We start from the raw sequence: 22,005 nt of genomic DNA on the forward strand, positions 1-22,005 counted from the left end.
GGCCGTGAGCGACGGATACTCCGACCTGTGCTCACGCACGAGCCGGACCGCACGGTCACGGAGCGCGGGATCGATCTTCTTCGGCATGACATACATCCTTCCAACTCAAAAGGATGCGGCATCAAACCTGGGGCGCTTCACAACGCTGAGGTCATGGGATCAATTGAGTTATATGAAACGGCGGCCGGCAGACGGTATCGAGTGCGATATCGCAAGCCCGACCGATCGCAAACGCAGAAGCGGGGGTTCCGAACCAAACGGGACGCCGAACAATATCTCGCAACGCAAGAGGTCGCTCAGATGCGCGGGGAGTGGGTTGATCCCCGTCGCTCTCGTGTCGATGTCTCGATCGTCGCCGCCGATTGGATAGCCGCCCAGGTGCACGTGAAGGCGTCCACCCGATCCGGTTATGAATACTCCCTCGCGAAGCACATCCTTCCGCGTTGGGGGACCACCCGAGTCAGCGACGTCTCGCATGGCGATGTTCAGCGTTGGGCGACCGAGCTGAGCAAGACACTGGGTCCATCCACTTTGCGTCAGGTCGTGCTCGTCCTCGGCGGCATCTTCAAGCTGGCGATCCGTGACGGCAGACTTCAATCCAACCCGGTCGCTGACTTGCGGTTGCCGCGCATCACGCGCGACCGGCGTGGGTACCTGACTCACGAACAGGTCGTCGAGCTTGCTTCGCAATGCGGTGACTACGCCGATCTGATTCTCACTCTGGCGTACACCGGTCTGCGGTGGGGTGAGCTGGCGGCGCTTCGTAGGCGGTCGGTGGATCTTCAGCGCAATCGGATTGTGGTCGACGAGGCGGTGGTAGACGTCCGTGGTGAGTTGGTGTGGGGAACACCGAAATCGCACGAGCGGCGGTCTGTTCCCGTGCCCCAATTCCTTGCTGACAGGTTCATCGAGCGGGTGGCCAGTAGAGGCCACGACGATCTCATCTTCACCTCTGCGCTCGGCGTGGCACTGCGGAATGGCAACTTTCGACGCCGGGTATTCCAGCCGGCGGTTGCGAGATGTCGTAAGGCTGACCCGACCTTTCCCGTCATCACCCCGCATGATCTTCGACACACGGCCGCATCGCTCGCTGTCTCTGCTGGTGCCCACGTCAAAGCAGTGCAGCGGATGCTCGGCCACGCGTCTGCAGCCATGACGCTGGATGTCTACGCTGACCTGTTTGACGACGACCTGAACAGCGTTGCAGCGGCTCTTGGCGCACGTGCCCTCGATGCGGTGGCCAAAATGTGGCCAGAAGACCCGGTGGCGCCTCGCACGGACGCATAGAAAAAGCCCCCGATCCCAGTAGAAGCCTGGAATCAGGGGCAGTGGCTCCGACGGGCGTCGATCCCGTGACCTCACGATTTTCAGTCGTGCGCTCTACCAACTGAGCTACAGAGCCGCGCGGCACTCGTATCGCGAACGACGTGATGCCGCGTCCGAGACGAAGGGCCCTCTTCGAAAAAAGGGCCCGTCGCTCCAGAGCGACCCTGACGGGACTTGAACCCGCGACCTCCGCCGTGACAGGGCGGCACGCTAACCAACTGCGCTACAGGGCCATGCTATTCAATTGTATTTCGGGAAGTTGTGACCCCAACGGGATTCGAACCCGTGCTACCGCCGTGAAAGGGCGGCGTCCTAGGCCGCTAAACGATGGGGCCGAGTGAACCCCTGATTGGACCAACCCGGTGCTCACGCTTACCGACGCTCAAGCATACGTGACGACGGGCCCAAGTGCGAAATCGGGGCGGGACCGGATGCTTCTGGCGCCGCGCGTCCTCCGAGGAAACCGCCTCCGACCGGGGCAAGATGGCGAGGCCGAGTGCGCCCGGCGCCCACAGGGCCTGTTACTGATGTGACCCCTGTTGCTACTGTGGTGCGAGTTGTCTACGGAAGGTGTCTTCCATGCGGGAGAAGCTCGATCTGAGCGAGGAGTGCGACTGCGCTCCGACCGCCCGTGAGCGGCGCCTGTTGTGGCCGTCGATGGACCGCCGCACCGCGATCGGAGCCGGGGCGCTGGGCGTTCTGTCCCTCGCCGGCATCGCCGGGTCCGCGTTCTCTTCTTCGTCCGCCTACGCCATCGCGGGGTACCCCTCCTGGCCCGACGTGCAGGCCGCGAAGGCGAACGAGGCGGCCAAGGCCGCCGAGATCTCCAAGATCGAGAAGCTCATCAACGACCTGCAGGTGGATGTCGCCAACAAGCAGGCCATCGCGCAGCAGAAGGCGCAGGAGTTCTACGACGCGCAGCAGGCGTTCTTCGAGGCCGCGTTCAACGCCGACCAGCTGCAGGCCCAGGCCGACGAGAAGTCGGCGGAAGCCGTCGAAGCCGCCAACAAGGCGGGCCGCGTCGCCAGCCAGCTCTACCGCAGCGGCGGCGACAACACGTCGCTCCAGCTCTTCCTCGCCGGCTCCGCTGCCGGTGCGGACGACCTGCTCTCGCGCCTCGGCACGATGGACAAGCTCCTGGAACGCAATCAGGCCGTCTACACCGACGCGGTCGCCGCGCGCAATGCCGCGCAGTCGCTGACCGACCAGGCCAAGGTCGCCCGCGACGAGCGCGATCGCCTGCAACAGCTCGCGGATGTCGCGATGCAGGAGTCGCAGGCCGCGGCGGATGCCGCCCAGGCCGCGCTCGAGGAGCAGAACAACAACCTGGGGACGCTGCAGGCTCAGCTCGCCTCACTCAAAGACACCACGGCCAAGACGGTCGCCGATTACCAGGCCGGCGTCGAGGAGCAGAAGCGCCGCGATGAAGAAGCCCGCAAGGCGGCGGAGGCCGCACGTGCTGCAGCTGCCGCGGCGGCTGCGGCGGCGGCCGCGGCGGCCGCGCAGAACGGCGGTGGTGGCGGCGGGAGCAGCAGCGGGGGCGGGGCTCCCGCCTCGAGCGGCTGGGTACGCCCGTCCGGCGGAAGCCGCAGCTCCGGCTACGGCTGGCGCACCACCCAGTGCACGCCGAGCTACTGCTCGAGCAGCCTGCACGCCGGGGTCGATCTCGCGGGCGGATGCTGGGGCAACATCTACGCGGCCACGAGCGGCACCGTCGTGTACTCCGGATACAACGGCGGCTACGGCAACTACATCAAGATCAACCACGGCGGCGGCATTGGCACCGGCTACGGGCACATCTCGAACGGCGGCCTGTACGTGCGGTCCGGCCAGTACGTGAACGCGGGTCAGGTCATCGCCGGCATCGGCAACACCGGCAACTCGTTCGGCTGCCACCTGCACTTCGAGGTCTACGTCAACGGCGGGACCGTCGACCCGGTGCCGTTCATGGCCGCCCGCGGCATCTCCGTCTGACCCAGGCTGCGCCGCCTCATCTCACGCTCGGCGGGTGCGGCCGAGTGCTGCCCGCAACGCCGAAACCGGCAGCATCCGCGCACGGGTGACCCGAAGGCCACGATCCGCGCAGATGCTGCCGGTTCGAATCCTGATGCGTCAGAGCGTGTTGGGCGCTTCGCCCTCGCCCTGCGTGCGGGTCTCGCCCTCGTGCTCCTGGAAGCGGACGAACGCCTCGGCGACCAGACGCTCGGCCTCGGCGGCGTCGGCCCAGTCGTCGACCTTGACCCACTTGTTCGGCTCGAGGTCCTTGTAGTGCTCGAAGAAGTGCGTGATCTCCTTCTTGGTCCAGTCGTCGATGTCGCCGACGTCCTGGATGTGGTCCCAGCGCGGGTCCTTCGACAGCACGGCGACGACCTTGTCGTCTCCGCCGGCCTCGTCGCTCATCTTCAGCACGCCGACAGGGCGCACCTTCGCGATGATCCCGGGGTGCAGGTCGCGGTCGAGCAGCAGCAGCACGTCGAGCGGGTCGCCGTCCTCGCCGAGCGTGTTCTCGAAGAAGCCGTAGTTGGCCGGGTAGCCGAAGACGGTGTACAGGATGCGGTCGAGGAAGACCCGGCCGGTGCCGTGATCGACCTCGTACTTCACGCGGCTGCCGCGCGGGATTTCGATGACGGCCTCGTAAGCGCCCATGCGTGTGCTCCTTCTGAAACGATCGGGGATGCCGCGGACAAGCCTAGCCGGGCCGGTACGGTGAACCCATGCGACCGCCGCTCGACCCTGCCGTCGCCGAGACCCGACGCCGGGTCCGCGACGCCCTCGGCCACCTGGAGGGCGACCGCATCGTCGTCGCCCTCTCCGGCGGCGCCGACTCCCTCGCACTGACGGCCGCGGTCGCGTTCGAAGCCCCGAAGCGCGGGATGCGGTGCCTCGCGGTCACGATCGACCACGCGCTGCAGGCCGGGTCGGACAAGGTCGCCGCGCGCGCGGCCGCGGCCGCCCGGGCGCACGGCCTCGAGGCCCGCGTCATCCGCGTCGACGTCGGCTCGGACGGTGGCCCGGAAGCGGCCGCCCGCGATGCGCGATATGCCGCGCTGCGCGAGGCTGCCACCGCGTTCGGCGCCGAGGCGGTGCTGCTCGCGCACACCCTCGACGACCAGGCCGAGACCGTGCTGCTGGGCCTCGCCCGTGGCGCCGGCGCCACGAGCCTCGCCGGGATGTCGCCCGACCGGTCCGACGACGACATGCGCTGGCTGCGTCCGCTCCTCGCGGTGCGGCGCGCCACCACCCGTGCCGCCTGCGCGGCGCAGGAGCTCGTGCCGTGGGAGGACCCCCACAACCTCGACCCGCGGTTTGCGCGGGTGCGGGTGCGGAGCCGGGTGCTGCCGGTGCTGGAGGCCGAACTCGGCCCGGGGGTCGCCGAGGCCCTCGCCCGCACCGCGGAGCAGCTCCGGGAGGATGCCGCCGCGTTCGAGGAGATGATCGAGGAGACGATCGAAGACATCGTCGAGCCCGCAGAGGCCGGCATCGCGATCTCGGTCGCTGCCCTCGCCGCGAACCCGCAGGCGCTTCGCCACCGCATCATCCGGCATGTGGTCGCCAGCGAGTTCCATGCCTCGCTCACCCGCATCCAGACCGTCGAGGTCGCCCGTCTCGTGACCGACTGGACCGGCCAAGGCCCGGTGGACCTCCCCGGCTGCCGCGCCCGCCGGGTCGCCGGCCGCATCGAGATCGTCGCCGCCTGACCCGTCTGACCCGTCTGGATCGATCGGGGCGGGCGGGTACGCTCGAAGGCATGCGCGCAGCGGACCTTGCCGACGATCTGACCGACGTTCTCGCGACCGAGGAGCAGATCCTCGCGAAGCTCGACGAGATCGCCGCGCAGGTGGCCGCGGACTACCAGGGCAAGGACCTCGTCCTCGTCGGCGTCCTCAAGGGTGCCGTCATGGTCATGGCCGACTTCTCCCGCGCCCTGCCGCTGCTGGCCCCGATGGACTGGATGGCCGTCTCCTCATACGGCACCGGCACCCGCTCCAGCGGCGTCGTGCAGATCCGCAAGGACCTCGACACCGACATCCACGACAAGCACGTGCTCATCGTCGAGGACATCATCGACTCCGGCCTCACTCTCAGCTGGCTGCTGGAGAACTTCGAGGCCCGCGGCGCCGCATCCGTCGAGGTGTTCGCGCTGTTCCGCAAGCCCGAGGCCGCCAAGGTGCAGGTCGACTGCAAGTACGTGGGCTTCGACATCCCCAACGAATTCGTCGTCGGCTACGGCCTCGACTACGCCGAGCAGTACCGCAACCTCCGCGACGTCGCCGTCCTCGCCCCGCACGTCTACAGCTGACGCGGCTCCCGGCTCGAGGCCGGCGGGATGCGGCGGGGTCCCTGTACGCCTTGGGCGAATGCACAGACCTCCCATAGCGGGCGCGCGCTACCCTGAAACGACTCGCCTCGGGCGGGTTTCGTCGACGAAAGGGCCGGGGCTCTCCCCGCACAATGGACTTCAAGAAGATCAGCCGCAATCCGATCATCTATGTGCTGTTGATCGGTCTCCTGCTCATCGTGGGCTTCTCCCTCATTTCCAGCCTGGGAGCTGCGAAGCAGATCACCACGCAGGAAGGGCTGCAGCTGCTCAAGGGCAGCACGGTCACCGAGGTGACCAACACCGCCGGTGACCAGCGCGTCGACATGACCCTCTCCAAGGAGTACGAGGGGTCGACGAACGTGCAGTTCTACTACGTCGACGCCCGCGCCGCCGAGGTCGTCGACGCCATCACCGCCTCCGACCCCACCGACGGCTTCAACGACGTCGTGCCGCAGTCGACCTGGCTCGACGGCCTGCTGTCGCTGATGATCCCGATCCTGCTGCTGGGCGTGATCTTCTGGTTCCTGCTCTCCTCCGCCCAGGGCGGCGGCGGCAAGGTCATGCAGTTCGGCAAGTCCCGCGCCAAGCTCGTCACCAAGGAGACGCCGACCGTCACGTTCGGCGATGTCGCCGGTGCCGACGAGGCGATCGAGGAGATGCAGGAGATCAAGGACTTCCTGAAGGAGCCGGCGCGGTTCCAGGCGCTCGGCGCCCGCATCCCCAAGGGCGTGCTGCTGTACGGCCCTCCCGGAACCGGTAAGACGCTCCTCGCCCGCGCGGTTGCCGGCGAGGCCGGCGTGCCGTTCTACTCGATCTCCGGTTCCGACTTCGTCGAGATGTTCGTGGGTGTCGGCGCCAGCCGCGTCCGCGACCTGTTCAGCCAGGCCAAGGAATCCGCCCCCGCGATCATCTTCATCGACGAGATCGACGCCGTCGGCCGCCACCGCGGTGCGGGCATGGGCGGCGGGCACGACGAGCGCGAGCAGACGCTGAACCAGATGCTCGTCGAGATGGACGGCTTCGACCCCAAGGCGAACGTCATCGTCATCGCGGCGACCAACCGCCCCGACATCCTCGACCCGGCGCTGCTGCGTCCGGGACGCTTCGACCGGCAGATCGGCGTCGACGCCCCCGACCTCAAGGGCCGCAAGCAGATCCTCGAGGTGCACGGCCGCGGGAAGCCCCTCGCCGACTCCGTCGACCTCGAGGTCGTCGCGCGCAAGACCCCCGGGTTCACCGGTGCCGACCTCGCCAACGTGCTCAACGAGGCGGCGCTGCTCACCGCCCGCTCCCACGCGCAGCTCATCGACAACCGTGCCCTGGACGAGGCGATCGACCGCGTCATCGCCGGTCCGCAGCGCCGCACCCGTGTGATGAAGGACAAGGAGAAGCTCATCACCGCGTACCACGAGGGCGGTCACGCGATCGCTGCGGCGGCGATGAACCACACCGACCCGGTGACCAAGATCACGATCCTGCCGCGCGGCAAGGCCCTCGGCTACACGATGGTGCTGCCGCTGGATGACAAGTACTCCGTCACCCGCAACGAACTGCAGGACCAGCTCGCCTACGCCATGGGCGGCCGTGTCGCCGAGGAGATCGTGTTCCACGACCCGACCACGGGCGCGTCCAACGACATCGAGAAGGCCACCGGCATCGCCCGCAAGATGGTCACCGAGTACGGCATGACCACCGACCTCGGCCCGGTCAAGCTCGGCGGATCGTCGGGGGAGATGTTCCTCGGCCGTGACATGGGCCACGGCCGCGACTACTCGGACGAGGTTGCCGAGCGCGTCGACGGCCAGGTGCGTGCCCTCATCGAGCAGGCGCACAACGAGGCCTACCAGGTGATCAACGAGAACCGCGACATCCTCGACAAGCTCGCACTCGAGCTGCTGGAGAAGGAGACGCTCGACCACGTCGAGCTCGCCGAGCTCTTCAAGGACATCAAGCGCCTGCCCCCGCGCCCGCAGTGGCTGTCCAGCTCGGAGCGCCCGGTGTCCCCGCTTCCCCCCGTCGAGGTTCCCCGCCGGTCGGATGTGGATGTCGCCGCGCAGACGGAGGCGGAGCCCACCACCGCCACGGCCGCTGCGCGTCGTCGTCCCAGCACCGGGCAGGCGCGACCCGCGACCGCGTAGGCTCGCTTCGTGGCTGTCGACCGTGAACGCGTGGCCGCGTTGGTGCGAGAACTGCTCGAAGCGATCGGTGAGGATCCCGGCCGTCCCGGGTTGACGCAGACCCCGACGCGGGTCGCCGACGCGTACGCGGAGTTCTTCGCCGGCGTGGCGGAGGATGCGGCCGAGCCGCTGCGGCACACCATCTCGGTGTCTCGCGGACCCGCCCCCGACACCCTCGCCTCCGGCGCCGTGATGCTGCGGGATGTGCTGTTCCGTTCCATGTGCGAGCACCACCTGCTGCCGTTCCGCGGGCGTGCGCACATCGCGTACCTCCCCGGGGAACGGGTCGTCGGCCTCGGCGCCATCCCGCGCACCGTCGACATCCTCGCCGCCCGTCCGCAGGTGCAGGAGCGGCTGGGCGAGCAGATCGCCGACACTCTGGCTGGAGCGCTCGATGCCCGCGGCGTGCTCGTCGTCCTCGACGCCTCGCACGAGTGCGTGACGACCCGCGGGGGTCGCCACCCCGCCGCCCCTGATCATGGGGATCGTCAATGTCACCCCCGACTCCTTCAGCGACGGCGGCCGGTACCTGGATGCGGATGCGGCGATCGCGCACGGCGTGCGACTGCGCGCCGAGGGCGCCGACCTCCTCGACGTCGGCGGGGAGTCCACCCGGCCGGGTGCCGAACGCGTCGGCGTCGTCGAGGAGCAGGACCGTGTCCTCCCGGTCATCGCCTCCCTCGCCGCCGAGGGCGCCGTCGTGAGCATCGACACCATGAACGCCGCCACCGCGGTCGCCGCGGTCGCCGCGGGCGCCCGCATCGTCAACGACGTGTCGGGCGGACTCGCCGACCCCGACATGCTGAGCGCGGTCGCCGCATCCGGTGCCGACATCGTGCTGGGGCACTGGCGCGGGCCGTCCCGCGACATGTACGCCGGTGCCTCCTACAGCGACATCGTGCGCGAGGTGACCACCGAGCTTCTGGGGCGGATGGATGCCGCCGCCGCCGCGGGCATAGCGCCGTCGCGGCAGATCCTCGACCCGGGCATCGGGTTCGGCAAGCGCGGGGCGCAGAACTGGGACACGCTGCGTGCGCTGCCGCAGCTCACCGGCCTCGGCCCCCGTGTCCTCGTCGGCACGAGCCGCAAACGCTTCCTCACCGAGCTGCTCGGCGACGACATCGACCTCGCCCGGCGCGACCTCGCGACCGCCGTGACCAGCGCCCTCGCCGCCCGCGACGGCGCCTGGGCGGTCCGCGTGCACGACGTCACCGCGACCCGCGACGCGCTCCGGGTCGAATCCGCCTGGCGGGAGGACGCATGACCGGCGCACCCCGGAGCGAGACTTCACGTATGTCACGCAAAACGGCAAAATACGGGACATTCGTGAAGTCTCGCGCCGAGGGGGAGGACGCATGACCGGCGACCGGATCATCCTCACGGGCCTCCGCGGCTTCGGCTACCACGGCGTCTTCGAGCATGAGAAGCGCGAGGGGCAGGAGTTCGTCGTCGACGTCGAGATCACCCTCGACACCCGCCCGGCCGCCGCGAGCGACGACGTCGCCGACACCGTCCACTACGGCGAACTCGCCGAAGAGGTCGTCGCCGTCGTCGAGGGCGACCCGGTCGACCTCGTCGAGACACTCGCGCAGCGGATCGCCGACACCGTGCTCGGCCGCGACGCGGTCGACGCCGTACGCGTCACCGTGCACAAGCCCGGCGCCCCCATCACCGTCCCCTTCGCCGACGTCGCCGTCACGATCGAACGGACCCGGCCGTGAGCCGCCGGCTCGCGCAGGGGATGCCGGCGCAGACCGCCGTCATCGCCTTCGGGGCGAACCTCGGCGACCGCGAGGCGACGATCACCGCGGCCGCCGACGAACTGCGCGCCCACCCGCTGATCGACGATCTGCGGATCGCCGAGCCGATCTCGTCCGTCGCCGTCACCACCCACGGGCCGGATGCGGACGCCCCGGCGTACCTCAACACGGTCGCCGTCATCCGCACCCGCCTGGCGCCGTCCGTGCTGCTGCAGGAACTCCACGAGATCGAGCGCCGCCACGGCCGCGTGCGCACCGAACGGTGGGGCGACCGCACCCTCGACCTCGACCTCATCTCCTACGGGGACGTCATCTCGGACGATCCGGCGCTGCTCCTCCCGCACCCGCGCGCCGCCGAGCGCGACTTCGTCCTCCGGCCCTGGCTGGCCCTCGACCCGGAGGGGGAGCTCCCCGGAGCCGGCTCGGTCGCCTCCCTGCTCGCCGCGCTGGAGGAGGAGCGATGACGCGTACCAACCCCGGCGTGCTCGTCATCTGCGCGGTCCTCGGTGCCGGCGTCGGCTTCCTCGTTGATCAGCTGCTCACCACCGCCGGCGCCTCCACCTTCACCCCGGGCATTTCGATGGCGATCGTGCTGGCTCTCGTCGGCGTCGTCGTGCTCGCGTTCGCGATCCCCATCCGCCGCGTCATCCAGGGGCGTTCGCAAGCCCGCATCGACCCGTTCCGCGCGATGCGCGTCGTCGTGCTGGCCAAGGCCGGCAGCATCCTCGGATCGGTGGTGGGCGGCGTCGCCGTCGGATTCATCGTCTTCCTCCTGACCCGTCCCGTCGTCCCGTCGGTAGAGTCGATGGGGACGACCATCGCGACGGTCGTGGCCGCCGTATGGCTGGTCGTCGCGGCGCTCATCGCCGAACATCTGTGCACCATCCGGAGGGACGACGACGATCACGAACCCGGACCAGACGACCCCGGAGCCGGCGTCACCCCTTCCCACCACTGACCCGCTGCCCGGTGTGCTCGACGCGGACACGTACGACAGGTTCGTGGAGCCGCGTTCGCCGCAGCGCCTCGAGGTGACGGGCGGTGAATGGCACCGCGTCTCGCGGCGCTATCTCACGGTGCAGCTGATCACCTCGGGCACCCTGCTCGCCCTCGTGCTCATCGCGGTGACCGTGCTCACGCTCGTGTTCGGTCAGCTGTGGCCCCTCATCCCGGGTGGCGTCCTCACGATCATGCTCGGCGTGACCCTCGCCGTCCTGCCGCGGCAGGTGCGCGCCATCGGCTACCAGCTGCGCGCGGACGATCTCGTGCTCCGCCGCGGCATCCTGTGGCAGCGCATCGTGGCGGTGCCGTACGGCCGGATGCAGCTCATCGACGTCACGCATGGCCCGCTCGATCGCGGCTTCCGCATCGCACAGCTGCGCCTGGTCACCGCCGCCGCGGCGAGTGCCGTCACGATCCCCGGCCTCGACCAGGCCGCCGCGGAGGCGCTCCGCGACCGTCTCGTCGAGGTCGCCGAGAACCGGCGCACCGGGCTGTGACCGCCCCGCAGCCCGCCCTGGTCCGCTCGCCGCTGAGCGACGGGCAGTGGCACCGGCCGCACCCGCTCACCCCGCTCCTGCGCGGCGGACTCGCGCTGCTCGTCGTGATCGGCGTCATCGTCGCGAATCTGCGCGAGCGGCTCGTCGCGGTCGTGCTGCCCTGGTTCGCCCCCGAGATCGGCGATGACTACAGCGATTGGGAGGAGCCCGGCGACCCGATCGACTGGGTCGTTGCGAACAACCTGTACCTCGTGGTCGCGCTCGCGGTGCTCGGCGCCCTCGTGCTCCTCGTGGTCGGCTTTGCCCTGGCCTGGCGTTTCCACACCTTCCGCATCACCGGCGACGACGTGGAGGTGCGCAGCGGCATCCTGTTCCGCTCGCACCGTCGCGCCCCGCTCGACCGCGTGCAAGGGGTGAACCTCACCCGGCCGTTCGTCGCGCGACTGCTGGGTCTGGCGAAGCTCGAGGTCGTCGGTGCCGGTGCCTCCGGCAACGTCCGCCTGGAATATCTGCGGGTGCGGGACGCCGAGACGATCCGTGCCGACATCCTCCGGCTCGCCTCCGGGCTGCGACTGTCGGAGGGGATGGATGCGGAACCCGCAGCGTCCCCTGCCGCCGCGCGCCTGCGCGAGACGGTCGCCCGCGGGATCAACGGAATCGTCGAGGGTGACGAACCCGCCGGCGAACCCGCATCCGTCGTCGTGCTGCCGGTCACGCGTCTGGTGCTCTCCCGCCTCCTCGACACCACCACGGTCGTCGTCGTTCTCATCGCCGTCGCGGCCGGGATCATCGCCACCGTCGGGCCGCCCTGGGTGCTGCTCGCCGCGGTGCCGGCCGTCCTCGGTATGGGGGCGTACCAGGTGCGCCAGCTCGTGCGGTCGCTGCGGTACTCGATCGCGCCGACCCCCGACGGAGTACGCATCACCTTCGGGCTGCTGACCACCGTGACCGAGATCGTCCCGCCCGGCCGCATCCACGCGGTCGAGATCACGCAGCCGCTGCTGTGGCGTCCCGCCGGGTGGTGGACCGTGCGGATCAACCGGGTGAACGGCCGGAGCTCCGGCGACACCAGCACCGACCAGCTGACGACGGTGCTGCCGGTCGGGACGGTCGAGGACGTCGAGCGGGTGCTCGCCCTCGTGCTCCCCGGTCTCGAGCCCGCGGAGCGCCGCAAGATCGTGGCCGCCGGGACGGCGTCGCGCGGCGGGAGCGACGCGGTGACGACGATGCCACGGCGGGCCTGGTTCCTGCGCCCGCTGTCGTGGTGGCGCAACGGCTACCTGCGCACGGCCGGGGCACTGGTGCTCCGTCGCGGCGTGGTCTGGCGAAAGCTCGCGATCCTGCCCTACGCGCGGCTGCAGAGCATCGCGCTGCACCAGGGGCCTCTCGCCCGTGCTGTCGGCGTCGCGGGGGTGCACGCCCACACGGTGAGCGGCCCGGTATATGCCTCGCTCGCCGGCGTCGACCGTGACGGCGCCCTCGCCCTGTGGGACGATGTCGCCCGCGCCGCGGTGGTCGCCGCATCCGCCGACACCTCGCACCGGTGGGCGAGCGACGGGCGGGGTCATGACATCCCGCCGGAACCCATCCAGCCCGCATCGGCATCGGCATCGACATCCGCATCGGCATCCGCATCGGAGGAGAACGCATGAACCGCGACGGCAGACTCGGCGTCGGCATCATCGGCGCAGGCCGTGTCGGCCCGGTGATCGGGGCGGCGCTCGCCGGAGCCGGCCACGCGCTGGTCGGCATCACGACCGGTTCCGACGACGACCGGGTCGACGCGATCCTCCCCGGGATCCCCACGCTCGAGGCGCTCGAGGTGGCCCGGCGCAGTGAGCTGGTCATCGTCGCGGTGCCACACGACGAACTCCCGGGCCTCATCGCCGGGCTCGCCGAACTCGGTGCCTGGCAGATCGGGCAGCTGGTGCTGCACACCGACCCCGCCTACGGCATCGGAGTGCTCGCCCCCGCGGCCGCGGCCGGCGCGATCCCGCTCGCGGTGCACCCCGCCATCTCGTTCACCGGCACGAGTATCGACCTGCGGCAGCTCGCCGCCTCCTATGCTGCGGTCACGGCGCCCGGGGCTGTGCTCCCCATCGCGCAGGCGCTCGCGGTGGAGATGGGATGCGAACCCGTCGTCATCGCCGAGGCCGATCGGCCCGCCTACGCCGAGGCCATCGCCACCGCGACCGAATTCAGCCGCTCCATCGTGCGGCAGTCGACCGGCCTCCTCGCCCGGATCGGGGTCGAGAACCCCGGCGGCTACCTCTCCGCGCTCGTGCGCTCCACGGTCGATCAGGCGCTCGCCGAGGGAGCCCCGGCCGACGGCGAGACCCCGCCGCTGTGAGCGACATCGAGCTCGCTCGGATTGCCCCCGGCGCGGTCACCCTGCACGACGCGCGGAGCAAGACTCGCCGCACCGTGACGCTCGAACCGTTCGAGATCGGCGTCTTCGCGGTCACCGAGGAGCAGCTCGCGGAACTCCTCGGCGTCACCGCCCGCCACCCTCGCCGTCCCGCGGTGGAGGTCAGCTGGCTGCGTGCCGTCCGCTTCTGCAATGCCGCATCCGAGTGGGAAGGGCTGGAGCCCGCCTATCGGGTCGACGGTGACGAGGTCACCTGGGACACCACCTCCGACGGATTCCGGCTGCCGACCGAGGCGGAGTGGGAGTACGCCTGCCGGGCGGGCTCCGCCGCACCCCACTACGGCCCGCTTCCCGAGATCGCGTGGAGCGCAGCGGACGGCGTGCGCACCCCGCAGGACGTGGGCGGGCGGATGCCGAACCTCAACGGCCTGTTCGACACCCTCGGGAACGTCTGGGAGTGGTGCTGGGACCTGCTGGACCCGGCCCGCTACGACGAGTACCGGGTGTTCCGCGGCGGCGGGTTCGCCGACGACGCGTGGAGCGTCCGCGCCGGGGTACGCCGCGGCGGGGCGCCCGGCACGCGCCAGGACGACGTCGGTTTCCGTGTCGCCCGCGGCGGCTTCGACACCCTGGATGCGGCGCAGGGATGGTCCGCGCGTGCCGATCGGGAGCGGGCGCTCTCGGACGATCCGCGCCCGCCCGGCTGGACCCCGCGGCGCTGAGTGCCCTCGGTAGACTGGCGGGCGACCCCCAGCCACGCTCAGCGACCGGAGCACTGCCACCCATGACCTCTCAGCCCGATTCCGCTGTGCCTGCCGAGCCCACCGAAGAGGACGTCTTCGAGCAGAAGGCCGTGCGTCTGGCCAAGCGGGAGCGGCTGATCGCCGAGCGTGAGGATGCGGCCGGCGGCGCCTACCCGGTCGCCGTCCCGGTCACCGACACCATCCCCGCCCTCCGCGCCCGCTACGCGGACCTCGAGGCCGGCGCCGAGACCGGTGTCATCACCGGGGTCGCCGGCCGGGTCGTGTTCAGCCGTAACACCGGCAAGCTCTGCTTCGCGTCGCTGCAGTCGGGCGACGGCAGCCGCATCCAGGCCATGGTTTCGCTCGCCGTCGTCGGCGAGGAGTCGCTCGCGCGGTGGAAGGAACTCGTCGACCTCGGCGACCACGTCTTCGTCTCGGGCGAGATCATCTCCAGCCGCCGCGGCGAGCTGTCGATCATGGTCTCCGACTGGGCGGTCGCCGCGAAGGCGCTGCTGCCGCTGCCCAACATGTACTCCGAGCTCAGCGAGGAGAGCCGGGTGCGTTCCCGCTTCCTCGACCTCATCGTCCGGGATCAGGCGCGTGCCACGGTGCGCGCCCGCGCCGCCGTGAACGCGTCGCTGCGTCAGACGTTCGGCACGCACGAGTTCATCGAGGTCGAGACGCCGATGCTGCAGGTGCAGCACGGCGGGGCGTCCGCGCGTCCGTTCGTCACGCACTCCAACGCGTTCGACACCGAGCTGTACCTGCGCATCGCGCCGGAGCTGTTCCTCAAGCGCGCCGTCGTGGGCGGGCTCGACCGGGTCTACGAGATCAACCGCAACTTCCGCAATGAGGGTGCCGACTCGACCCACAGCCCCGAGTTCGCCATGCTCGAGGCGTACCAGGCGTACAGCGATTACAACGGCATCGCCGACCTCACGCAGGAGCTCATCCAGAACGCTGCGATCGCGGTCGCCGGCACCACCCAGGTGACCTGGGCCGACGGCACGGTCTACGACCTGGGTGGTCAGTGGGACCGCATCTCGATGTACGACTCGCTGAACGCCGCGATCGCCGGGATCGATTGTGCCCCGCAGATCACGCCGCAGACTCCGGTCGCCGAGCTCGCCGCTTTCGCCGCCGCATCCGGTGTCGATGAGCCGCCGCACGCCACCCACGGCAAGTACGTCGAGGAGCTGTGGGAGCACTTCGTGAAGGGCGGGCTCGAGCGGCCGACCTTCGTCATGGACTTCCCCCTCGACACCAGCCCGCTGGTGCGCGAGCACCGCTCGATCCCCGGTGTCGTGGAGAAGTGGGACCTGTACGTGCGCGGGTTCGAGCTCGCCACCGGGTACTCCGAGCTCATCGATCCCGTCGTGCAGCGGGAACGCTTCGTGGAGCAGGCGAAGCTCGCCGCCCGCGGCGACGACGAGGCCATGCGCATCGACGAGGAGTTCCTTCGGGCGATGGAGCACGGCATGCCCCCGACCGGTGGCATGGGCATGGGCATCGACCGCCTGCTCATGGCGATCACGGGCCTCGGCATCCGCGAGACGATCCTCTTCCCGCTCGTCAAGTAAGTTCCCGGCGCGGCGCGTCAGCGGTGGAAGGCCCAGTCGGGCAGGTGCCCCGCGGCGACGAAGGTCAGCATGATGGTCGCCAGTCCGTGCTCCGGCTCGATCTCACAGGCCGCGCGGGCGTAGATCTCGGCGTGCGTGAGGCGACCGAGGGCCCACGATAGCCATGCGCACGCCGCCAAGGCTCCCGGCCGTGACTCCTCGGGGGCGACGCCCGCGGCATTCCGGCAGGCCTGCAGTGCGGCGAGGAGCCGGTCCGCATCCGGTCGCGTCCCCTCGCCCCACATGCGCTGCGCCAGCTCCGACGGGTAGTCCTCGCCGTCCTGCCACAGCAGCTGCCCCTCGACCGCACGGTCTCCGACTTCGAGGCCGCCGAGCCACGTTGCGAGGGCGATGTCCCGCAGGGACGGCCGGTCCAGGCACCACAGGAGCGCCGCCTGCGCGTACGCCTCCGGCACGTCCGGATGGTGGGCCCGGTTCGTGGTGCCCGCCGGAGCGTCCGTCGGGTCCGCGGCGCACCCGTCGAAGAACAGCGGCAGATCGTCGAGCAGCACGGTCGCCGCGAGTGCCGCCGGATCGATCCGGCACCCGTGGTCGGGTCGGTCGCCGTCGTCGGCGGGTGCCCCCATCAGCACCCTCATCGCCCGCATCAACTCATGCGCCGCGCTCGCGACCTGCGCGACCCGCTCCGGGGAGGCAGGCAGGAGCTCGGCGCCGCTGCGCTGATCGCCGTCGGGCGGGGGGTCCTCGCCGCCCGGGGTGGGCAGGTCGGCGAGATCTCCGCCGATCGCGGGATCGAGCGAGGAACGCCAGCGCGTCGGCCCCACATGGAGCGCATCCATGACCCGGAGCCCGCAGGCGTCACCACGGCTGCGGAACGCCTTCGCCAGTCGCCCGCCAGCGGAGAAGGTTGTCGAGTCGACGTCGTCGTAGACCACGAGCATGAACGCGTCGGCACCGTCGACGCGGCACACCATGCCCACCAGGGTGGCGGCGACGGCATCGACGTCGCGGCCCGGTGGCAGATCGACCCGCATGCCGCCGACGCTGCGCCCGTCGGCGAACGGGACGACCACCACGCTGTGACGCGGCGTGAAGCCGAACATGCGTGGCACGAGGGAGAGGAAGTGGGCGGCGTCGGTGGCCTTCACGATCGTGGTCATGCCCCGAGGATGCAGCGGGGCGGCTGGCCGGAACCGGGTCCCCCCGTGGGTGTGGGAACCGGGGCTCCGGCGAGGGGCTGGGGAGGAGAGTTCGCGGCAGGCCGCATTCAGGCGGCGCGGCGTACGATGGAGGAATGGACAGCTTCTGGGTCGCCGCGCTCTGGTCGATCCTCCCGACACTCGCCGGGATCGCCGTGTTCTTCTTCATCTTCCGCTCGATCGTCCACATGGACCGCAACGAGCGTCGCGCCTACGCGAAGGCCGAAGCCGAGGAACGCCGCAAGCGCGGTCTCGCCCCGGCCGCCGCAAACATCACCGCCGAGCGCTGACCCTCGGGCATCGAGCTGCCGTACGCGGTCACCCGATGCACACCGAGCTGCGGGGTGTGCGCTGACCCGCTCCCGAGCCGCCGCGGGGCGCGGTGACTCGACGCACCCGGTGACGGCCGCATCCGCCGTATCACCGCATCCGGCTCCCGGCCGCGTCCCGAGCGCCCACTACGCTTGATCCGACCCGGGGGAGTGCACGTGATCCAGATCCAGTTCGATGCGACGTGGTGGATCGTTCTCGTGTTCGTGTTCGACGTCGTGGTGCGTATCGCGGCGGTCATCATCGTGCCGCGCAACCGCCGCCCCACCGCGGCGATGGCGTGGCTCCTTGCGATCTACTTCATCCCGCTCATCGGGGTGTTCCTGTTCCTTCTCATCGGCACCCCCCGACTACCCCGCAAGCGCCGCCGGAAGCAGCGCGCGATCAACGACTACATCGAGGACACCAGCACCCACCTGGACTTCGGTACCACGCAGCCCGGCGCGGAGGAATGGTTCACCTCACTCGTGCGGCTCAACCGGAACCTCGGCGCTATGCCGCTGTCCGGGGACAACGAAGCGCACCTCATCGCCGACTATCAGACCAGCCTCGACGAGATGGCCGACGCCATCCGCGCCGCCGATCGGTACGTGCATGTCGAGTTCTACATCCTGCAGTCGGATGCGGCCACGGAGCAGTTCTTCCGCGCGCTCGAGGAGGTCGCCGCCCGCGGTGTGACCGTGCGGGTGCTGCTGGACCACTGGGCCAACCGGGGCAAGCCGTTCTACAAGAAGACCCTCCGGCGGCTCGATGCGATGGGCGCGCAGTGGCACCTGATGCTGCCGGTGAAGCCGCTGCAGGGCAAGTACCAGCGTCCCGATCTGCGCAATCACCGCAAGCTCCTCGTCATCGACGGGCAGACCGCCTATATGGGGTCTCAGAACGTCACCGACTCCACGTACAACCTGAGGAAGAACATCCGCCGCGGGCTCCACTGGGTCGATCTCATGGTCCGGCTCGAAGGCCCGGTCGTCGCGAGCGTCAATGCCGTGTTCCTCTCGGACTGGTACAGCGAGACCGACGAGATCCTTTCCGGGGAGGTCGACGAGTTCGACATCGCGGAGGCGACCGGATCCCTCGACTGCCAGGTGGTGCCGTCCGGCCCCGGGTTCGAATTCGAGAACAACCTGCGACTGTTCCTTGGGCTGCTCTATTCGGCACAGCGACGGATCGTGCTCATCAGCCCCTACTTCGTCCCCGACGAGTCGATGCTGCTCGCGATCACCACCGCCTGCCACCGCGGCGTGGAGGTCGAGCTGTTCGTCTCCGAGGAGGGCGACCAGGCGATGGTCTACCACGCGCAGCGCAGCTACTACGAGGCGCTGCTGCGCGCCGGTGTGAAGATCTGGATGTACCGGAAGCCCTACATCCTGCACACGAAGGCGTTCACGATCGACGAGGAGGTCGCGGTCGTCGGTTCGAGCAACATGGACATGCGCTCGTTCGGTCTCAACATGGAGATCTCGCTGCTCGTGCGCGGTGTCGGGTTCGTCGCGCAGATGCGCGAGGTCGAGGAGAAGTACCGCAGCCTGTCCCGGGAACTCACCCTGGAGGAGTGGCTGAAGCAGCCGCTGCGTTCCACCGTGCTCGACAACCTCGCCCGCCTCACCTCCGCGCTGCAGTAGCGCCGGGGTACCGTTCGCGGTTTCGCCGCGGGATGATGTCAGGACCGACGTCGGGAGGCAGCATGAACGGTCGATCGAAGGCGGGGTGGATGCTGCTGCTCGCCGCCGCGGGATTCCTCACCGGATGCGGTGGCACCGCGGCGCCGGCCGCGACGACCCCCGTCGACATGGATGTCGAGGCAGCGTGGCTCGACGGCGGACGCCTCCTCGGCATCGTCACCTGGGGTAGCTCGTCCTGCCCGCCGATGGATGGCGAGGCGACGCTCGCCGACGACGGCACCCTCGATGTCGTGCTCGTGGACCCCGCCGAGACCGATCCCGACCGCGCCTGCACCGCCGACTTCGCGCCGCGCATCACCACGGTGGGAGTTCCCGACGGGGTGGATCCGGCGCAGCCGCTCACCCTGGCGGTCTCGCTCGGCGCCGCGACGGGTCAGACGACCCTGGCTGGGGTGCCGGGCCTCGGCACACCGGTTCCGGACACCGACTACCAGCCCAGCGCCGGCTGGACCGGCCAGCCGGGCCTCCTCGCCTACGTGACCTGGGGATCGTCCACCTGCGTCCCCGCCGTGCAGGACCTCGCCGTCAGCGGTGACGCCCAGGTGACCGTCACCTTCCAGGAGCCCGCCGCCGACCGGATGTGCACCATGGACATGGCGCCGCGGCCGGGCCTCCTCGAGGTCACGGATCTCACCACCCCCGTCGGCGCAGAGCTCGTGCTCTCGGGGGATGGCGTCGACGCGACGGTGCCGATCCTCGGCGGCGCCTGACCGCATCCGGTTCCCCTCCCTGTCCTGGCGGGTGCGTCCGCCCTGGTGGTTCCCCCGTCCTGGCGGGTGCGTCCGCCCTGGTGGTTCCCCCGTCGCATATGTGGCGTCCACCGGTACCGCACCCTCCATGTGTGACGGGTGAGCGAAGGAGCCCTGGCCCGCGGAATGGCACCGGCTGTTCGCCCGTCGCGGATGTGACGTCCCTGTGGCGCGGACCTCGCATATGGGACGGATGAGTGCGCTGTCTGCGCGGGATCTCTCCTCCACAGGGGGGCGGTGGGCGGGTTCTGCTCACAGAACACCGCCGCGACGCGGAACCGCGCGAGCGTAGCCAGAGAGTGGACGGATGCGGCGCAGCGACCTTCCTTCTGACCTCGGCCATGTCTTCACCAGCCGTCAGGCGCGGGAGCGCGGCGTCTCCGCCTCGCGCCTGAGGTCGCATGACCTGGAGGCGCCGTTCCACGGAGTGCGACGTCGCCGGGCTGCGCTCAGCCCGGATGATTGCGGACTCGCCGACCGGCTTCTCGCGAGCGCCGAGGCCTACGCCCAGCGGATGACCGGGGAGGAATTCTTCTGCGGCGTCACGGCCGCCGTCGTGTGGGGACTGCCGCTGCCCGCCTGGACGTTGCAGGACGCCCGAGTGCACGTGGCCGTGCACTCCCCCCGACGTGCTCCGCGTGGCCGCGGAGTTGTCGGCCGTGAGGTCGATCCACGGCTCGTGACCGTGAGACGGGAACCCTCATCGGGATGGCGTGTGACGAGCCCGGCCTCCACGTGGGCGATGCTCGCTCCGGTTCTCCGCCACCCGTACGATCTCGTCGCCGTGGGTGACGGTGTCGTTCGACGTCGGATGGTGCCGGCCGATCCGCCGCCGCTCGGCACCATCGACGAACTCGAGGCCGCGGTCACGGCCGGTCGTCGACTCGGCGTCGGCGCGCTGCGGGACGCGCTTCCGCGGATCCGCGACGGCGCCGCGTCCCGTCCAGAGACCTGGATGCGGCTGACCGTGCTCGATGCGGGTCTCGGAGAACCGATGCTCAATCACGACGTGTTCGACGACGAGGGCACCTGGATCGCTCGGGTCGACGCCGCCTATCCCGCTCAGCGGGTCGCGCTGGAATATGAAGGCGAACATCACCTCCTCGATCCTCTGCAGTGGGCGAAGGACCTGCGACGTTATGAGCTGTTGGCCGCAGCGGGATGGCACGTCATCAGAGTCTCCAAGGACGCGCTGTTCCAGCATCCCGATGACGTGGTCCGTCGACTGCGGCGAGCCCTCGCCGCCCGGGCCTGACACGCACGGATTCACCCGCCGCAGATGGTGGGTGCGATGCCTACCCACTGTGCATTTGCGACGGGCGAACATGTCGGCCCCGAATTCGCCCGTCGCATATGAGAGGTCCGGCGCGGGAACATTGCGCATCTGTGACGGGCGAACATGAGGGAGGCAGGCGAGGCCCGCACGACCGAAGGAGGGGGAGGCAGGCGAGGACCCCGCGAGCGAGGCAGGGGAAGCGCACAAGGGACGCACGTGCGAGGCGCGCACGAGGATGCAGCGCGGCGCAAGCCCTCCCGTGCCCATCCGCCTACGGCGAACACGGCCGCTCGGTTCCCGGATGCTGGTTAGCCTCGATGTACGGCGCCAGAAGTGCGCCCGGAGGAGTCGACATGTTCGAGAGATTCACGGACCGAGCCCGTCGTGTGGTTGTCCTCGCCCAAGAAGAGGCGAAGATGCTCAACCACAACTACATCGGCACGGAGCACATCCTGCTGGGTCTCATCCACGAGGGTGAGGGCGTTGCCGCCAAGGCACTGGAGTCGCTCGGTATCTCGCTCGACGCCGTGCGCGAGCAGGTCCAGGACATCATCGGTCAGGGCCAGCAGCAGCCGACCGGCCACATCCCGTTCACCCCGCGCGCCAAGAAGGTGCTGGAGCTGAGCCTGCGCGAAGCGCTGCAGCTCGGCCACAACTACATCGGGACCGAGCACATCCTGCTGGGCCTCATCCGCGAGGGCGAGGGCGTCGCCGCCCAGGTGCTCGTCAAGCTCGGCGCCGACCTGAACAAGGTGCGCCAGCAGGTCATCCAGCTGCTCTCGGGCTACCAGGGCAAGGAGACCGCGGGCGTCGCATCCGGCGCCGGCGAGCAGACCTCGCAGACGGCGCAGGGCGGATCCGCCGTGCTCGACCAGTTCGGTCGCAACCTCACCCAGGCCGCCCGCGACAACAAGCTCGACCCGGTGATCGGGCGCGAGAAGGAGATCGAGCGGGTCATGCAGATCCTCTCCCGCCGCTCCAAGAACAACCCC

General features: G+C 69.9%; 21 protein-coding genes, 3 tRNA genes and 1 pseudogene. 20 read left to right on the top strand and 5 right to left on the bottom strand.

Going from position 1 to position 22,005, the window contains the following annotated elements:
* Positions 1-153: 153 nt before the first annotated feature.
* Positions 154-1,287 carry a tyrosine-type recombinase/integrase gene (locus NT132_RS00160; RefSeq protein ID WP_297782974.1) on the top strand — a complete coding sequence of 378 codons (1,134 nt, stop codon included), beginning with the start codon at positions 154-156 and terminating at the stop codon, positions 1,285-1,287.
* Between the two features lie 42 nt (positions 1,288-1,329).
* Here NT132_RS00160 and NT132_RS00165 read toward each other — a convergent pair.
* The 3 genes from NT132_RS00165 to NT132_RS00175 form a co-directional block, all read right to left on the bottom strand.
* Positions 1,330-1,402, bottom strand: a tRNA-Phe gene (locus tag NT132_RS00165).
* Positions 1,403-1,485: 83 nt separating this feature from the next.
* Positions 1,486-1,559: transfer RNA gene (locus tag NT132_RS00170), tRNA-Asp, on the bottom strand.
* Between the two features lie 29 nt (positions 1,560-1,588).
* Positions 1,589-1,661 (bottom strand) — tRNA-Glu (locus tag NT132_RS00175).
* Between the two features lie 244 nt (positions 1,662-1,905).
* On the opposite strand from NT132_RS00175, the gene NT132_RS00180 reads away from it, so the two are divergent.
* Complete coding sequence (locus NT132_RS00180) at positions 1,906-3,300, top strand: M23 family metallopeptidase (protein WP_297782977.1); 1,395 nt, start codon at positions 1,906-1,908, stop codon at positions 3,298-3,300.
* Positions 3,301-3,438: 138 nt separating this feature from the next.
* Here NT132_RS00180 and NT132_RS00185 read toward each other — a convergent pair whose 3' ends face one another.
* Entirely contained in the window at positions 3,439-3,972 is a 534-nt protein-coding gene (locus tag NT132_RS00185; protein WP_297782979.1) for an inorganic diphosphatase, read from the bottom strand.
* Positions 3,973-4,040: 68 nt separating this feature from the next.
* On the opposite strand from NT132_RS00185, the gene tilS reads away from it, so the two are divergent.
* From tilS to lysS, 13 genes and pseudogenes are all read left to right on the top strand, one after another.
* Entirely contained in the window at positions 4,041-5,024 is a 984-nt protein-coding gene (gene tilS / locus NT132_RS00190) for a tRNA lysidine(34) synthetase TilS (RefSeq protein ID WP_297782981.1), read from the top strand.
* 50 nt (positions 5,025-5,074) lie between these two features.
* A complete protein-coding gene (hpt, locus tag NT132_RS00195; RefSeq protein WP_297782983.1) occupies positions 5,075-5,626 on the top strand; it encodes a hypoxanthine phosphoribosyltransferase in 552 nt (183 codons plus the stop codon).
* Between the two features lie 152 nt (positions 5,627-5,778).
* Positions 5,779-7,785 (top strand): ATP-dependent zinc metalloprotease FtsH, encoded by a 2,007-nt coding sequence (gene ftsH / locus NT132_RS00200; protein ID WP_297782985.1) that lies wholly within the window; start codon positions 5,779-5,781, stop codon positions 7,783-7,785.
* 9 nt (positions 7,786-7,794) lie between these two features.
* Positions 7,795-8,283: pseudogene (folE, locus tag NT132_RS00205) on the top strand (GTP cyclohydrolase I); the annotation flags it as partial.
* Positions 8,284-8,302: 19 nt separating this feature from the next.
* Complete coding sequence (folP, locus tag NT132_RS00210) at positions 8,303-9,088, top strand: dihydropteroate synthase (protein ID WP_297782987.1); 786 nt, start codon at positions 8,303-8,305, stop codon at positions 9,086-9,088.
* Positions 9,089-9,179: 91 nt separating this feature from the next.
* A complete protein-coding gene (gene folB / locus NT132_RS00215) occupies positions 9,180-9,545 on the top strand; it encodes a dihydroneopterin aldolase (protein ID WP_297782989.1) in 366 nt (121 codons plus the stop codon).
* Positions 9,542-10,048 carry a 2-amino-4-hydroxy-6-hydroxymethyldihydropteridine diphosphokinase gene (gene folK / locus NT132_RS00220; RefSeq protein WP_297782991.1) on the top strand — a complete coding sequence of 169 codons (507 nt, stop codon included), beginning with the start codon at positions 9,542-9,544 and terminating at the stop codon, positions 10,046-10,048. Before folB ends, folK begins: the two co-directional genes overlap by 4 nt.
* Entirely contained in the window at positions 10,045-10,542 is a 498-nt protein-coding gene (locus NT132_RS00225; protein ID WP_297782993.1) for a DUF3180 family protein, read from the top strand. Before folK ends, NT132_RS00225 begins: the two co-directional genes overlap by 4 nt.
* Before the next feature lie 13 nt (positions 10,543-10,555).
* The gene (locus NT132_RS00230) at positions 10,556-11,083 is read left to right on the top strand and encodes a PH domain-containing protein (RefSeq protein WP_366940328.1); all 528 of its coding nucleotides are present in this window, start codon (positions 10,556-10,558) and stop codon (positions 11,081-11,083) included.
* Entirely contained in the window at positions 11,080-12,735 is a 1,656-nt protein-coding gene (locus NT132_RS00235) for a PH domain-containing protein (RefSeq protein ID WP_297782996.1), read from the top strand. Before NT132_RS00230 ends, NT132_RS00235 begins: the two co-directional genes overlap by 4 nt.
* Positions 12,732-13,433, top strand: coding sequence for a DUF2520 domain-containing protein (locus NT132_RS00240; protein ID WP_297782999.1), 702 nt, complete (start codon positions 12,732-12,734; stop codon positions 13,431-13,433). The genes NT132_RS00235 and NT132_RS00240 overlap by 4 nt, the downstream gene beginning before the upstream one ends.
* On the top strand, positions 13,430-14,173 hold the full coding sequence (locus NT132_RS00245) for an SUMF1/EgtB/PvdO family nonheme iron enzyme (protein WP_297783002.1): 744 nt from the start codon (positions 13,430-13,432) through the stop codon (positions 14,171-14,173). Before NT132_RS00240 ends, NT132_RS00245 begins: the two co-directional genes overlap by 4 nt.
* A 62-nt stretch (positions 14,174-14,235) precedes the next feature.
* A complete protein-coding gene (gene lysS, locus NT132_RS00250) occupies positions 14,236-15,774 on the top strand; it encodes a lysine--tRNA ligase (protein ID WP_297783005.1) in 1,539 nt (512 codons plus the stop codon).
* A gap of 17 nt (positions 15,775-15,791) precedes the next feature.
* Here the strand turns inward: lysS and NT132_RS00255 are convergent, their stop codons facing one another.
* A complete protein-coding gene (locus tag NT132_RS00255; protein ID WP_297783008.1) occupies positions 15,792-16,934 on the bottom strand; it encodes a DUF4192 family protein in 1,143 nt (380 codons plus the stop codon).
* Positions 16,935-17,068: 134 nt separating this feature from the next.
* On the opposite strand from NT132_RS00255, the gene NT132_RS00260 reads away from it, so the two are divergent.
* The 5 genes from NT132_RS00260 to NT132_RS00280 all read left to right on the top strand — a co-directional run.
* Positions 17,069-17,263, top strand: coding sequence for a hypothetical protein (locus NT132_RS00260; protein ID WP_297783011.1), 195 nt, complete (start codon positions 17,069-17,071; stop codon positions 17,261-17,263).
* 198 nt (positions 17,264-17,461) lie between these two features.
* Positions 17,462-18,928 carry a cardiolipin synthase gene (gene cls, locus NT132_RS00265; protein ID WP_297783014.1) on the top strand — a complete coding sequence of 489 codons (1,467 nt, stop codon included), beginning with the start codon at positions 17,462-17,464 and terminating at the stop codon, positions 18,926-18,928.
* Positions 18,929-18,990: 62 nt separating this feature from the next.
* Positions 18,991-19,698 carry a hypothetical protein gene (locus NT132_RS00270; RefSeq protein WP_297783017.1) on the top strand — a complete coding sequence of 236 codons (708 nt, stop codon included), beginning with the start codon at positions 18,991-18,993 and terminating at the stop codon, positions 19,696-19,698.
* Positions 19,699-20,044: 346 nt separating this feature from the next.
* Positions 20,045-20,992, top strand: a complete 948-nt coding sequence (locus tag NT132_RS00275) for a DUF559 domain-containing protein (RefSeq protein WP_297783020.1) — start codon at positions 20,045-20,047, stop codon at positions 20,990-20,992.
* Positions 20,993-21,366: 374 nt separating this feature from the next.
* Positions 21,367-22,005: Clp protease N-terminal domain-containing protein (locus NT132_RS00280; RefSeq protein WP_297783023.1), on the top strand; the 639-nt coding region annotated here is incomplete at its 3' end.

Source organism: Microbacterium sp., from assembly GCF_026393345.1.
Lineage (GTDB): Bacteria > Actinomycetota > Actinomycetes > Actinomycetales > Microbacteriaceae > Microbacterium.